The following is a 13,767-nucleotide window of genomic DNA, read 5'->3' as shown; positions in this document are numbered from 1 at the left end:
GGAGATGGTCGATTTTTTAATTATACCATCCGTTTTCTTATTACCTTGATAACATGAAGTTTATTGCTCTCGTAACTGTTTTTGTTTTTAGTGTAAGCACTGTTTTTGCACAAATTAGTGATGCTATAGAAGAGTTTGCACTGCCGGATGAGTTAAACGAATCTTCAGGGATAATATTTTTCAATAATAAACTACTCACGCATAACGATTCTGGTGGCGAAAACAAGCTTTACGAATTAGATGTTAATTCTGGTTTGGTTACAAGAACAGTTACTGTTTTAAATACTACAAATGTAGATTGGGAAGATCTTACTCAAGACGACTCTTATATTTATATTGGAGATTTTGGAAATTATGCAGGAGATAGAACAGATTTAAAAATTTATAAAATTAGTAAAACGGATTATTTAAACTCCACAAATGTTACAGCAGAAATTATCTCTTTTAATTATGCTGCTCAAACGAGTTTTACTAACAGTGAAAATAATACCGAGTGGGATGCCGAATCTTTAATTTCCTTCAATACAGAAAATTTAATGCTCTTTAGCAGAAACTGGATTAATGGCAATACCAAAGCCTATTTAATTCCAAAAACGGCGGGTAATTATGCGCTGAATCCGTTGCCATCAACACTAAATAGTGGCGGATTAACCTCGGGGGCAACGTACAATAGTGAAAGCAAAAAGTTGTTTTTAATTGGCTACACTCAGTTTTTGCAACCCTTTGTTTGGGAAAGTGAAAACTTTACAGGCACCGATGTTTTTTCGGGAACTAACACGCAAACATCACTATCTACTAATTTTGGTTTCGAGCAAATAGAAGGTATTACGGGTAATGGTAACGGTAAGTATTTTATAACATCAGAGACTTTCAATAATTCCGGAATTTCCGATTACGGCAAGCTTATTTCCTTTTCAGAAGAAAATACACTATCAATAAATAATACTGTTGTTACGGAATTTCAATTATTCCCAAACCCAGTAAACACGACTTTATCTATTAAAACAAACAACTTTCAAAAGGTAGAAATATTCAATACTAAAGGAGCTTTACTTCACTCGGGTAATAGTAAAACACTAAATATGCAAACTTTTAATTCTGGTATTTATTTTGTGAAAATCACACAAAACAACAACACATCTAGCATCAAAAAGATAATTAAGAAATAAACATTAATTTTGCCCAAATTATCAATACATAAATCAATGTTTAAAAAATCTATTGCTGTTCTTTCTTTGTTCTTTATTTTAACTTCTTGTTGGAAGGATAAAAGCCCAGAAGATTTAATTCGATTAAAAGATAAATTCAAATCTCAAGTTGCTACGTTCGAAAGTAAAAAAGAAGTTGCAAACAAAAACGTAAACAAAGGTTTAGAGTCTTTGGGCGCTTTAAAATTAGCTTTAGAAGATGCTAAAAATGAAGATAAAGAATTTGCTAAAGTTTATGGCGACTGGGAAAAAGTGGATAAACGCGTAAAAAACCTGAATAAAGAATACGAAGATTTAAAAACTAAAGCGGCTAATTTATTCACGGCCATGGAAACTCAAACCAATAGTTTAAGCGATCAAAAGAGTAAAAACACATTGTTATCGGCTATTAATAAAGCCAAAACAAAATATAATGGCACACTAGCGAATACCTCTAAAGCCATAGATAAATTAAAACTTTTACACAACGATGCCGTTGAGGTTGTTAAAGCTTTGGAAGTTGCTGCCGCATTAAATTCTTTCGATTCTATTAACGGACAAATGAAAAGTATTGAAGACCGTGTAGACGGCATTATGCAAGAACTAAACGTTGCCGTAGTAGAAAGTAAAAAACTGTACGAAAAGAAAATAACCGAACTAGGCGAGAATTAATTTAGGTATAAAAACTTTAAAAGTTATCCGGTTTTATAAAACCCAATACATTTAAGTAAAAAACCTTAATTTTGCCCAAAAACAGAACCCATTGGTAAAAATAGATCACATAGAATTGCCCGATTTCCCATTGCTTTTAGCACCAATGGAAGATGTTAGCGACCCGCCATTTCGCGCACTTTGCAAAGAACAAGGCGCCGATGTGGTTTACACCGAGTTTGTATCGAGCGAAGGTTTAATTCGTAACGCTGCAAAAAGCGTTATGAAACTCGATATTTACGAAAAAGAACGCCCCGTAGGCATTCAAATTTTTGGAGCAAACTTAGATAGCATGCTACAAACTATAGATATTGTAGCCGAATCTAAACCCGATATTATCGATATTAATTTTGGTTGCCCAGTAAAAAAAGTGGTAAGTAAAGGCGCAGGAGCAGGCATTCTAAAAGATGTATGTTTAATGGAGCAACTTACCGCCGAAATGGTAAAACGCACCAATATTCCAATAACCGTAAAAACCCGTTTAGGCTGGGATCATGATTCTATTAGAATTGTGGAAGTAGCCGAGCGCTTGCAAGATGTCGGCTGTAAAGCCATTGCAATACACGGCCGTACGCGAGCTCAAATGTATAAAGGCGATGCCGATTGGAAACCCATTGCGCAAGTAAAAAACAATCCACGTATGCATATTCCTGTGTTTGGAAACGGCGATGTTACCACACCAGAACGCGCTATGGAAATGCGAGACGATTACGGCTTAGATGGCTGCATGATTGGTCGTGCTACTATCGGGAACCCTTGGTTTTTTAAACAGGTAAAGCACTTTTTTAACACCGGCGAACATTTGGCGCCAATAAGTTTAGAAGAGCGTGTGGAGGCCGCTCGTCGTCATTTACAGATGTCTATAGACTGGAAAGGAGAAACGTTAGGTGTTTTCGAAACTCGCCGTCATTATACCAACTATTTTAAAGGTATTCCTCACTTTAAGGAGCACCGCATGAAAATGGTAACATCCGATCATTCCGAAGATGTTTTTGCAGCTTTCGATGAGGTTTTGCAGAAATTTGCAGGATATCAGTTTACAGAATAAACCTTAAAACGTTTCAAATATAAAAATTTGGGCAAATGGCAAGTCACCGCGCTATCCATTACTAGTTTTGGCTCGATGCGCGCCTCGCCAAAAGCTAACCATTACTATCGCTTTTGCAGTAACCTGCTAAGGTTGTTGCGTGCTAAATGGTTTTTGTATACTTTCTAAAGTCATTTCGACGCTAGGAGAAGTTACATAATCTTTGTGCGTTAAGCGAGTGCGATGTCTCCTGCCGTCGACATGACGTGTTTTTTATACATCAGTATTTCCAAATCATTTGTAGTCATTTGACGCTAGGAGAAATCACATAATCTTTGCGCACCAAGCGAGTGCGATGTCTTCTGCTGTCGACATAACGTAGCGCGTTTTTTGCATATCAGTATTTCTACATTATCCATAGTCATTTCGGCGTTAGGAGAAATCACATAATCTTTGTGTACCAAGGGAGTGCGATGTCTCCTGCTGTCGACATGACGTAGCGCGTTTTTTGCATATCAGTATTTCTACATTATCCATAGTCATTTCGACGTTAGGAGAAATCACATAATCTTTGCGAGTCAAACATTTGCTACGTTGACATGACGTAGGATGTATTATTTAAATCAACGCACCGTTAGCACCAATAACTTGCCCTGAAATCCATTTAGATTCATCGCTCGCTAAAAACACAACAACGTTAGCAATGTCAATAGGTTGTGCTAATCTATTAAAGGCATTCATACCGCTAAGTTTATCAATAAACTCCTGCGATTTTCCTTTTAAAAATAACTCTGTTTCTGTAGCACCAGGCGCAAGCGCGTTAACCGAAATACCACGTCCGATTTCTTTAGAAAACACACGAGTCATTTGCTCAACAGCCGCTTTTGTAGATGAATATATACCGTAAGTAGGAAACATTAATTTTGCTGTACTCGAAGAAATGTTAATAATATTTCCGTTATCAGCCAGTTTGCTATCGGCCTCTTGTAGTGTATTAAAAACACCTTTTACGTTTACATCAAATTGATTATTAAAATCATCTTCAGTGCAATCTTTTAGTAATTTAGAAGTCATAATACCTGCATTGTTTACTAAAACATCAATTTTGCCATAAGCCTCAATAGCTTTATCAAAGAGATTTACAACATCCGTTTTTTTGCTAACATCCGCTTTCACAGAAATAGCTGCGCCACCATTTTTAACAATCGTGTCTACAGTTTCTTGAGCTTCTGCTGCACTATTAGAATGGTTAACAATTACTTTTGCGCCATTTTTAGCTAACTGTATAGCAATTTCTTTTCCTATACCTTTAGACGATCCGGTTACTAGTATAACTTTGTTTTCTAGATTCATAATGTATATTATTTTAGTGCAATGAGTTTATCTGCTATGTTTTTTAAATTAGATTCCGATAGTTCTGGTAATGCTGCTAACGGATATAATTGAGCTCCCGGACGACTAATAAAAGCGCCTCTCCAATTAGCCCAAAGTGCTCCGGCAATATCCCAGCCATGTGCGGCTACTAGCATGCATTCGTTTGGTTGTACGCCCATTTTTCTTGCGGCCCAATCGTAAGCATCGGCATGTGGTTTAAATTTACCCATATCTTCAATACTTAAGCGTTGTTCAAAATACTCGGTTAATCCTGCGTTTTTAAATTGAGTTTCCACACCTTTATTAGATGAGTTTGTGAAAGATACTAATTTGTAGCCAGCATCTTTTAAACTTTGTAATGCTTGTTTTACTTCTGGGTGTGCAGGAATAGAACGTAACGGTCCTAAAATAGCTTCTCTTCCTTCCTCTTCGGTTATCGAAATATTATGGTTAGCAGCAACCATTTGAAGTGCTGCAGAGCCTATAATTCCAAAATCATTATACTGTCTACCAACGGTAGTTACCAAAGAATATTGTAACATGGTAGTAAACCAAAGTGGTAATAAATCTGGGCGATTGCCTAATACTTTACCAACACTTTCCTTCATGGCTGTTAAATCGAGTAGTGTTTCGTTTACATCAAAAAATAAAACTTTTGGTCGTTTGCTAGATGTTGTGTTTGCAGTTTCTGTATTTGTTGAGGCAAATGCTAAATGCGGTGCAGCCAAACCAACCATGGCCGATTTTTTTAGAAAGTCTCTTCTTTTGTTTGTTTCGTTTTTCATTGCAATTGTTGTTTTATAAAACATACCAATAGGTATGTTTTTAGTGTAAAAAAATATTAGTTTTTAATTTGCTGTAAATAAATAGTTAAGCCGCTCATGTACTCATCTAAAATAACATCGGTATCATAGAGTTTTCGAATACCACGCACGCCTTCAAAAGCACTTATTAAATATACAGCAACCGATGCGCTCGAGATATTTTGTTTAATGCTACCTTCTGTTTTACCACGCTCTAATAACAAGATTAAGGCATCACGCCAATTATCTATTATTTGTTTTAGCGCCATTTGGTACGCGGTTTCAAAATCGCCAATTTCATTTATAAAATTGTTTGTTGGGCAACCGTGTTTTTTATCGTGTAGTGAGAAAGATTTTAACCTTTCAGAAAATGTACTTTCTAATATGTCTACAACATTTCCGGGTTGCTGTAAAGGTTCTATCATACCTTTAAAAACACGTTCTTGTAGTTTTAAGCTTATTACGGCAAGACCCAATTCTTTTTTGTTTTTATAATGATGATAGAACGCCCCTTTTGTGAGTTTGGTGGTTTTCATTATAGTATCTACACTTGTGGTTTTAAATCCGTTTTTATAAAACAGTTTAAACGACTCGTTAAGAATGGTTTGTTTTGTGAATTCCGATTTTTGCTCCTGTAACATATTACAAATGTATATAAAAAATACTAGTAGGTATGTTTTTTAACTTTTTCTGTTAATTTGTATGCTGTGCGGATAAAAATTATTTGTGGGTTCCGCTATTTGTTGGAAGATAAACCCGCGAGAAGGATTGATGCGGCATCCTTTTTTGAAAGCTTAAAATAGCTTATACTTTAGGCTATGCTGAGTTTGTGTTAAAATAACTGTTGTAGAACGTTAACCAAAAGTGCTTACAAAAAAGATATAGCGGAAAGCCTGTTTGCCATTTTTCTTGGCAACTCGCCAAAATTATTTATACGGTTTTTACCATGTTTTTTGTAATACGTGCCGATGCAATTTTTGATGCAATAATGCCTAAAACCGAGATGGTAATAAAAACGATAAATATGTTTTCTATACGTATGGCAACAGGGTATGGTAGCGATGGCGTGATCATGACGAGGCTGAATTGTTGTTGTAAAAAGGTAATAATAAGTGCGGTAACGAGCCCGATAAGGCCACCAATAATACTCATTAAGCTACCTTGATAGAAAAATATTTTACGAATATCTTTTACCGTGGCTCCTATATTAAAAAGGGTGCTTAAACTTTTCTTTTTATCGAGCATCATCATAATTAATGAGCCGATAACGTTGAAAAATGCAATGATGAGTACTAGGGTAAAAATGAGGTAAACGGCCAAGTTTTCGGTGTTTAACATTTTGTAAAGTGCATCGTTTAATTGTGCGCGATTTTTTACGGTAACGTTATCACCTAAAATGGCTTGTATGCTTTGTTTAGCTTGGGTTTCGTCTGCGTTTGGGTTAAGCTTAAACTCTATAGACGATATTTGGTTGTCTTGGTAATTAAGTAACCTTTTTGCTAAATCTATGGGTGCATAAATATAACCATCGTTTAAGGTTTCGTTTATGTAAAATATACCAACATTTACTGCGCGAACGGTATTAAAGGCATCTTTTGTAGATGTTATTTGTCCTTTTCCAGGCTTGGGAACATAAATGTTTATAGATTTTGTAAAATCTAAAATACCTAAAGATAAGTTTTTAGAAATGCCCCAACCCACAACAATTTCGTTTGTGTTTTGGTCTAACCAACTGCCTGTATCCATGGCAGAATCTATGTTTACAATGTTTTGAAAATTGCCATCTACACCTTTTATTTTAGCAATAGTAGTTTTGTTATTGCTAGTTATAAAAATGCGCTCTTCAATAATTTTAGAATACTCGGCAACGGCTTCTAAATTATCGAGTTGTTCTGCGATATCTTTAGTAAGCATAAAGGTTTTGCCAACGGTGGTTTCGGCCTTTAAATCTGGATCTATTTCTGTAGAAAACTGTAGTGTAAAATCTTTTAATCCGGCAAAACCAGAGAGCACAATAAATAAAGATGCAGCCCCGAGAATAACACCAATAATAGCAATGTTGGTTATAAAATTAATAGCGTTATTGCTGCTTTTGGAGCGCAAATAACGTTTTGCTATATATAGTGGAAAACTCAATCTACGATTTTTTTCTTTTGTCTAAAATATTAGGATCTTTGATAGGGTTTTCTTCGCCTTTTAAAGATTTTTCAATCTGGTCGATGTACTCTAAAGAATCGTCTATAAAAAACTCTAAATTAGGCATACGGCGCAACTGGTGTTTGGTACGTTGTGCTAATTCGTGGCGAATTAATGGTGTATTCGATTTTATGCCCTCCATAAGTGCAGGCGCTTTATCGTTAGGGAAAATGCTTAAATAGACCTTCGCAACCGATAAATCTACAGTAACCTTTACTTTAGATACCGATATTAAAACACCGCGCATTCCGCCCTGTGTGGCAGCTCCTTGTAGAACTTCTACTAAATCTTGCTGTAAAACCCCACCTATTTTTTTTTGTCTTTGACTTTCTGCTTCTTCCACTTTATAAAATGCTTTTAGATTGCAAAAATAAAGCATATTTAAAGATTATCTTGTTTTTCGAGGTGTATTTTAATATTTTCAGATTAATTTAGATAATAATTAACAAATTAACGCTTTCGCGGAAGGAATACAGGCTCGTTTATTCTTTTCGTCTGGGAGGGATTATTTAGTGATATTCTTGCCAAGAGGATGTAAAAGAACTGCGTAGAAACAGATTTGATATTTTCTTTTGCATGTATTGTTAGAATAAAATTAAGCTTTTCGCATTTACAGAAATGAAAAAACAGGTTTTTAGATGAAAAAAATAGAACATATTGGCATTGCAGTAAAAAATTTAGAAGCTTCTAGTAATTTATATTCAAAACTTTTTGGAGAGCTACCTTATAAAACCGAAGCAGTAGAAAGTGAACATGTAAATACATCGTTTTTTAAGGTTGGTGATAATAAAATTGAATTGTTAGAAGCAACCTCGGAAGATAGCGCAATAGCCCGTTTTATTGATAAAAATGGAGAAGGTATCCATCACATTGCCTTTGATGTTGAAGATATTGAAGCTGAAATTATCCGTTTAAAAAATGAAGGTTTTAGAATTATAAACGAGGTTCCAAAGCGTGGAGCCGACAATAAATTAGTGGTTTTTTTACATCCGAAATCTACAAATGGTGTACTAATTGAACTTTGCCAAGAGATAAAGTGATATTTTTTTTGGTTACATCTAAAATAAATAGTAATATTGCACTCCAATTTCGGTCCCATAGCTCAGTTGGTTAGAGCACCTGACTCATAATCAGGTGGTCCTTGGTTCGAGCCCAAGTGGGACCACATAGAGATTGTAAAGCTTCACAGCAATGTGAGGCTTTTTTTGTGCTTTAAAGTTAAATAAAGAGATGTTTTGGCGCTTTATTGATTAGATATTGATAGAGTAAGCGTGTTGTTATTCTGATTACTTTTAGAAATAAAAGAGGTTTTCTTGGAAGATCTTAATTTGTTCCTTGTGAAAAAAATGAATAAACAGTTTCGATTTGAAGTAGAGTATGGTTTTGGCTAAGCGTTTTTATAAGCTTTCTTTGGTTTTATTTGCTTTGTTTGCTGAATAAGTTTCGGTATTCTTTTAAATGGGCTTAAAAGCGCTCTATGTATTCTAATTATACATCAAGAATTTGTATTCGTGCTCCGTTTAAAAGTATGGGGTGTTGGTTCGCGTTTTCTATTTGTAGAGTTGTAATATCATTAGGAAGTATTAAAATCTCAGAAAAACCAAAACCTATTAAAAACAAAAAAGTCTAACATTTCTGTTAGACTTAATTTTGCTCCTTCTCTTGGGCTCGAACCAAGGACCCTCTGATTAACAGTCAGATGCTCTAACCAACTGAGCTAAGAAGGACTGTGCTATTTTGCTTAGCGGTTGCAAAGATAGAACTTTATTTAAATGCCGCAAACATTTTTTAAATTTTTTTTAAAAAATTTAATCAAATATCGCTTTGTAGATATCATTCCCATTTGCAAACAGCACTAATGCTATTAAAAGAAAGAATCCAACCATTTGTGCATACTCCATAAATTTGTCTCCAGGCTTTCTTCCAGAGATCATTTCATATAGTAAAAACATAACGTGTCCACCATCTAGTGCAGGAATAGGTAATAAGTTTAAAACACCTAGCATAATAGATAAAAATGCTGTAATGCCCCAGAATACTTGCCAGCTCCAAAAGCTAGGAAATATATCATAAATAGCTTTAAAGCCACCTACACCTTTGTATGCGCCCGTGCTTGGTGTAAAAATAGCTTTAAATTGTGTAATGTAAGAGGATATTTTATCTCCAGTTTTTTCTAAACCAACAGGAATCGCTTCTAAAAAGCTATATTCTTTAGTTTGAAATTTATAATAATCTAATGCCTCTAATGTTGCATAGGTAGATTGTGGCGCGTAAACTAAGCCTAGTTTACCATCGCTACTAATATTTAATGGTAAGGTTGTTTCTTTATTATCTCTAAGTATAGTTGCCGAAACTTGTTGTCCTTTAAATTTATCTAAACCAGTAGTAACTTGATCAACATATTTGGTTTTGTAATCATTTAAACCAACAATAATATCTCCTTTTTTAAGTCCGCTACTTTTATTAGCCGATGTGTCTGGCACTTCAACAACAACAAAAGGCATTCTTAAATTAATGAATCCTTTTTCTTTAGAATCTATAAGTTGTGCTAAAAAATCTTCTGGAAAAGTTATCGTTTTTTCTTGTCCGTTACGCTCAATAGTAATTTCTTTTCCAAAAAGTACTTTTTCAGAAATTTGAGAATAATCGTCGATCTTGGTACCATCTACGGCAATAACATTATCTCCTGTTAAAAGTCCAGCATTGTTAGCAACACTACTTTGTACTAATAAACCATCTTGAATATTTTGAACTGGTAAAATTTTATCACCATAAAAATAACTCATACCAATGTAGATTACTACAGCTAAAACAAAGTTTACTGTAACACCACCTAGCATAATAATTAAACGTTGCCAAGCCGGTTTAGAGCGAAATTCCCATGGTTGTGGTTCTTTAGCCATTTGTTCGGTATCCATACTTTCGTCTATCATACCCGAAATTTTAACATAGCCACCAAGTGGTAACCAGCCAATTCCGTAAACAGTATCGCCAATTTTCTTCTTGAATAAAGAAAACTTTACATCAAAAAATAAGTAAAATTTTTCTACTCGCGTTTTAAAAAGTTTTGCAGGGATAAAATGCCCTAATTCGTGTAAAACAATTAACAGCGAAAGACTTAGCAAAAACTGCGATATTTTAATAACAAACTCCATATATTTTTCAGTCAAATTTTTATAACCGCACAAAAGTAAGCTTTTAAACCAACTTTAAAAAAGACAATCAAACAAAGGCATTGGTTTTAACAGGAATTTAGGGTTCAATCACAAGGGGCTTATCTAAATTATCTCGTATTTTTGTCTAAAATTTATAGATAATGGGTTCTATTTTTAAAGAATACAAGATTTTCTTCATCGTTTTTGGTGTTATTTCCGTGGTTATTGTATCGTTAATTTACAATACTTTAAATGTATATCAGCCATTACCAATTTATCAGCCCGCATCGGTAAGTGCCGAATTGGTGGATAGCACACTTCAATATCAAAAAAAATATCATAAAATAGGCGATTTTGCTTTGTTGAATCAAAATGGTAAAACCATCACGCAAAACGATTACAAAAATAAAATATACGTTGCCGATTTTTTCTTTACTACCTGCCAAACTATTTGCCCGATTATGACGGATCATATGGTGAAAATTCAAAAGGAAATTATAAATGATGATGAGGTGATGTTACTATCTCACTCCGTAACGCCAGAAATTGATACCGTAGCACAATTAAAACGTTATGCTGAAAAAAAAGGTGTAAACGATAAAAAGTGGAATTTAGTAACAGGTGATAAAAAAGAAATTTACACGTTGGCCAGAAAAAGTTATCTCGCTGTAAAAGATGCTGAATATGGCGGGCCTTATGATATGGTGCATACAGAGAACTTTATGCTTATTGATAAAAAGCGACAAATTAGAGGTTTTTATGATGGTACCAACGAGGAAGAGATTGATAGACTGTTAAAAGATATTTCAATTTTAAAAGAAGAAAAATAAGAGTTGCCGGCAAACTAAATGGTTGCTAAACTGAAAGCTGGGCGTTGTAACTACGACTTAAAATCCTCAAACTATTTTCGATAAACTTTTTAACTTCTAAACATTTACATTACTTTTGCTTCTTTAAAATCAATCTAAATAAGCTTGCAATATACTATAGCACATCTAAAACGAGGCGAACGCGGTGTTATTACCGATGTTTCATCTAAAAATATTCCACTAAAATTATTAGAAATGGGATGTTTGCCAGGGAATTTTGTCGAGTTAATTCAGCTTGCTCCTTTTCAAGATCCTATGTATTTAAATATAAATGGGTCGCATGTTGCGATTAGAAAAGAAACGGCTTCGCATATTTTAATTGAAAAAATAACGCATGAGTAAGCAAATAAACGTCGCCTTAATAGGAAATCCAAATACGGGTAAAACTTCGGTTTTTAATGCTTTAACAGGATTAAACCAAAAAGTTGGAAACTACCCAGGTATTACGGTTGAGAAGAAAGAGGGGGTTTGTAAGTTGCCACGTGGTGTAAAGGCGCATATTATTGATTTGCCCGGAACTTATAGTTTAAATGCGTCGTCGCTAGATGAAAGTGTGGTTATCGAATTGCTTTTAAATAAAAATGATAAAGATTATCCAGATGTTGCCGTTGTTGTTAGTGATGTAGAGAATTTAAAACGAAATCTTTTAATTTTTACTCAAATTAAAGATTTAGAAATTCCAACTATTCTAGTGATAAACATGTCCGACAGGATGAAATATAAAGGTATTTCGTTGGATATTGATTATTTAGAAAAACAACTTCAAACTAAAATTGCATTAATAAGTACACGTAAAAATATAGGGATAGATAGGTTAAAAGAACTTATTACTAATTATCGTGATCTTTCGGTAACACCTTGTTTAGATCCTTCGGAAATTGATAAACCTTATTTCGATGCGTTAAAAAAGGCGTTTCCTAATCAATTAATATATAAGCTTTGGTTAGTAATTACGCAAGATGTTAATTTCGGGAAAACCGATAGAAATGAAATTGATGCCATAGCAAGTTTTAAAACTAAAACCAGTGGAGATTTAAAGCGTTTACAACAGCGTGAAACCATAAAAAGGTATCAGTTTATAAACAATGTTCTTAAAAAAGGAAAAACTATAGATGTTACTCAAGCTAAAGATTTACGGTCTAAGCTCGATAGAATTCTAACTCACAAAGTTTGGGGGTATGTTATTTTCTTTTTTATTCTTCTTACTATTTTTCAAGCAATTTACGATTGGTCTAGTGTGCCAATGGACTTAATAGACGGGGCTTTTGCATCGTTAAGCGAGTGGGTAAAAACCACATTGCCATCTGGTGCTTTTACTAATTTATTAGCCGAAGGTATTATTTCTGGTCTGGGCGGAATTGTAATTTTTATACCGCAAATTGCGTTTTTGTTCCTCTTTATTTCGGTTTTGGAAGAAAGTGGGTATATGAGCCGTGTGGTATTCTTGATGGATAACATTATGAAGCGTTTTGGTCTTAGCGGAAAAAGTGTTGTGCCACTTATTTCTGGTACAGCCTGTGCTATTCCAGCTATTATGGCCACCCGAAATATAGAAAGTTGGAAAGAACGATTGATTACCATTTTGGTTACGCCGTTTACAACCTGTTCGGCTCGATTACCAGTGTATTTAATTATTATTTCGTTGGTTATTCCAGAAGGTCGGTTTTTAGGTTTAGGCTATCAAGCATTAACGTTAATGTTGTTGTATTTACTCGGTTTTGTTTCTGCAGTAGTTTCAGCATATATTTTAAATAAGATTCTTAAAATAAAAAGTAAAACCTTTTTTGTGGTAGAAATGCCTAACTATAAGTTGCCGCTTTTTAAAAATGTTGCGCTTACGGTTATCGAAAAAACGAAGTCGTTTGTGTTTGGAGCTGGTAAAATTATTTTAGCTATTTCTATTGTGCTTTGGTTCTTGGCATCTTACGGGCCAGGCGATAATTTTAATAATGCTGAAGAAATTGTTAAAACTAATAATGTTGCTAATAATTTATCTGACGATGAATTGCAGCAAAAAATAGCATCGCATAAGTTAGAGCATTCCTTTATTGGTATTGCCGGGCATGCTATTGAACCTGCTATTAGACCTTTGGGATACGATTGGAAAATTGGAATTGCTATTGTGAGTAGTTTTGCTGCTCGTGAAGTTTTTGTTGGAACATTGGCTACTATTTATAGTGTTGGAAATGATGATGTAGATACTATTAAAAACCGAATGGCTAAAGAAACCAACCCTATTTTAGGTGGTCCGTTATTTACTTTGGCATCAGGGATTTCATTATTGCTGTTCTACGCGTTCGCTATGCAATGTATGAGTACGTTGGCTGTAGTGAAAAGAGAAACCAATAGCTGGAAATGGCCGGTTTGGCAATTAGTAATTATGACGGCAATTGCTTATATTACAGCTTTAATTGCTTTTCAATTATTGAAATAAAACTAAAAAAA

13 protein-coding genes and 2 tRNA genes are annotated in these 13,767 nt (G+C 34.4%); 8 read left to right on the top strand and 7 right to left on the bottom strand.

The window, feature by feature from the left end:
- Positions 1 to 53 precede the first annotated feature (53 nt).
- The 3 genes from V6246_RS09700 to dusB all read left to right on the top strand — a co-directional run bounded on the left by V6246_RS09700 (position 54) and on the right by dusB (position 2,946).
- Positions 54 to 1,169, top strand: a complete 1,116-nt coding sequence (locus V6246_RS09700) for a T9SS type A sorting domain-containing protein (RefSeq protein WP_341560200.1) — start codon at positions 54 to 56, stop codon at positions 1,167 to 1,169.
- A gap of 36 nt (positions 1,170 to 1,205) precedes the next feature.
- A complete protein-coding gene (locus tag V6246_RS09695) occupies positions 1,206 to 1,859 on the top strand; it encodes a hypothetical protein (protein WP_042496155.1) in 654 nt (217 codons plus the stop codon).
- A gap of 91 nt (positions 1,860 to 1,950) precedes the next feature.
- Positions 1,951 to 2,946, top strand: a complete 996-nt coding sequence (gene dusB, locus V6246_RS09690) for a tRNA dihydrouridine synthase DusB (RefSeq protein ID WP_341560199.1) — start codon at positions 1,951 to 1,953, stop codon at positions 2,944 to 2,946.
- Positions 2,947 to 3,543: 597 nt separating this feature from the next.
- On the opposite strand, the gene V6246_RS09685 is transcribed toward dusB, so the two are convergent.
- The 5 genes from V6246_RS09685 to rbfA all read right to left on the bottom strand — a co-directional run bounded on the left by V6246_RS09685 (position 3,544) and on the right by rbfA (position 7,677).
- Entirely contained in the window at positions 3,544 to 4,278 is a 735-nt protein-coding gene (locus tag V6246_RS09685) for an SDR family oxidoreductase (RefSeq protein ID WP_341560198.1), read from the bottom strand.
- Positions 4,279 to 4,286: 8 nt separating this feature from the next.
- On the bottom strand, positions 4,287 to 5,084 hold the full coding sequence (locus V6246_RS09680; RefSeq protein WP_341560197.1) for a haloacid dehalogenase type II: 798 nt from the start codon (positions 5,082 to 5,084) through the stop codon (positions 4,287 to 4,289).
- Positions 5,085 to 5,140: 56 nt separating this feature from the next.
- On the bottom strand, positions 5,141 to 5,743 hold the full coding sequence (locus tag V6246_RS09675) for a TetR/AcrR family transcriptional regulator (RefSeq protein ID WP_341560195.1): 603 nt from the start codon (positions 5,741 to 5,743) through the stop codon (positions 5,141 to 5,143).
- Positions 5,744 to 6,032: 289 nt separating this feature from the next.
- Entirely contained in the window at positions 6,033 to 7,238 is a 1,206-nt protein-coding gene (locus V6246_RS09670; RefSeq protein WP_341560193.1) for an ABC transporter permease, read from the bottom strand.
- A 1-nt stretch (position 7,239) separates the two neighbouring features.
- Positions 7,240 to 7,677, bottom strand: a complete 438-nt coding sequence (gene rbfA, locus V6246_RS09665) for a 30S ribosome-binding factor RbfA (RefSeq protein ID WP_042502346.1) — start codon at positions 7,675 to 7,677, stop codon at positions 7,240 to 7,242.
- Positions 7,678 to 7,936: 259 nt separating this feature from the next.
- On the opposite strand from rbfA, the gene mce reads away from it, so the two are divergent.
- On the top strand, positions 7,937 to 8,338 hold the full coding sequence (gene mce / locus V6246_RS09660) for a methylmalonyl-CoA epimerase (protein ID WP_341560191.1): 402 nt from the start codon (positions 7,937 to 7,939) through the stop codon (positions 8,336 to 8,338).
- A 51-nt stretch (positions 8,339 to 8,389) separates the two neighbouring features.
- Positions 8,390 to 8,463, top strand: a tRNA-Ile gene (locus tag V6246_RS09655).
- Between the two features lie 488 nt (positions 8,464 to 8,951).
- Here the strand turns inward: V6246_RS09655 and V6246_RS09650 are convergent.
- A tRNA-Asn gene (locus tag V6246_RS09650) sits at positions 8,952 to 9,025 on the bottom strand.
- A gap of 81 nt (positions 9,026 to 9,106) precedes the next feature.
- Positions 9,107 to 10,453, bottom strand: coding sequence for an RIP metalloprotease RseP (gene rseP, locus V6246_RS09645; RefSeq protein WP_074936678.1), 1,347 nt, complete (start codon positions 10,451 to 10,453; stop codon positions 9,107 to 9,109).
- Positions 10,454 to 10,614: 161 nt separating this feature from the next.
- Between rseP and V6246_RS09640 the strand changes: the two genes are divergently transcribed.
- The 3 genes from V6246_RS09640 to feoB all read left to right on the top strand — a co-directional run bounded on the left by V6246_RS09640 (position 10,615) and on the right by feoB (position 13,756).
- Positions 10,615 to 11,283 carry an SCO family protein gene (locus tag V6246_RS09640; protein WP_042496138.1) on the top strand — a complete coding sequence of 223 codons (669 nt, stop codon included), beginning with the start codon at positions 10,615 to 10,617 and terminating at the stop codon, positions 11,281 to 11,283.
- A 144-nt stretch (positions 11,284 to 11,427) separates the two neighbouring features.
- Complete coding sequence (locus V6246_RS09635) at positions 11,428 to 11,664, top strand: FeoA family protein (RefSeq protein WP_341560189.1); 237 nt, start codon at positions 11,428 to 11,430, stop codon at positions 11,662 to 11,664.
- Positions 11,657 to 13,756, top strand: coding sequence for a ferrous iron transport protein B (feoB, locus tag V6246_RS09630; protein ID WP_341560188.1), 2,100 nt, complete (start codon positions 11,657 to 11,659; stop codon positions 13,754 to 13,756). Before V6246_RS09635 ends, feoB begins: the two co-directional genes overlap by 8 nt.
- Positions 13,757 to 13,767 lie beyond the last annotated feature (11 nt).

The organism is Algibacter sp. TI.3.09 (assembly GCF_038154905.1).
In the GTDB taxonomy this organism is placed as follows: Bacteria; Bacteroidota; Bacteroidia; order Flavobacteriales; family Flavobacteriaceae; genus Algibacter.
Note: the sequence above shows the minus strand (reverse complement) of the source record. Positions and strands in the feature narration are given on the sequence as shown.

Coding starts and splice junctions, on each gene's coding strand:
- V6246_RS09675 (WP_341560195.1), bottom strand. CDS start 5,743: ATGTTACAGGAGCAAAAATCGGAATTCACAAAACAAACCATTCTTAAC.
- rbfA (WP_042502346.1), bottom strand. CDS start 7,677: ATGCTTTATTTTTGCAATCTAAAAGCATTTTATAAAGTGGAAGAAGCA.
- feoB (WP_341560188.1), top strand. CDS start 11,657: ATGAGTAAGCAAATAAACGTCGCCTTAATAGGAAATCCAAATACGGGT.
- V6246_RS09680 (WP_341560197.1), bottom strand. CDS start 5,084: ATGAAAAACGAAACAAACAAAAGAAGAGACTTTCTAAAAAAATCGGCC.
- V6246_RS09700 (WP_341560200.1), top strand. CDS start 54: ATGAAGTTTATTGCTCTCGTAACTGTTTTTGTTTTTAGTGTAAGCACT.
- rseP (WP_074936678.1), bottom strand. CDS start 10,453: ATGGAGTTTGTTATTAAAATATCGCAGTTTTTGCTAAGTCTTTCGCTG.
- V6246_RS09685 (WP_341560198.1), bottom strand. CDS start 4,278: ATGAATCTAGAAAACAAAGTTATACTAGTAACCGGATCGTCTAAAGGT.
- V6246_RS09640 (WP_042496138.1), top strand. CDS start 10,615: ATGGGTTCTATTTTTAAAGAATACAAGATTTTCTTCATCGTTTTTGGT.
- V6246_RS09695 (WP_042496155.1), top strand. CDS start 1,206: ATGTTTAAAAAATCTATTGCTGTTCTTTCTTTGTTCTTTATTTTAACT.
- mce (WP_341560191.1), top strand. CDS start 7,937: ATGAAAAAAATAGAACATATTGGCATTGCAGTAAAAAATTTAGAAGCT.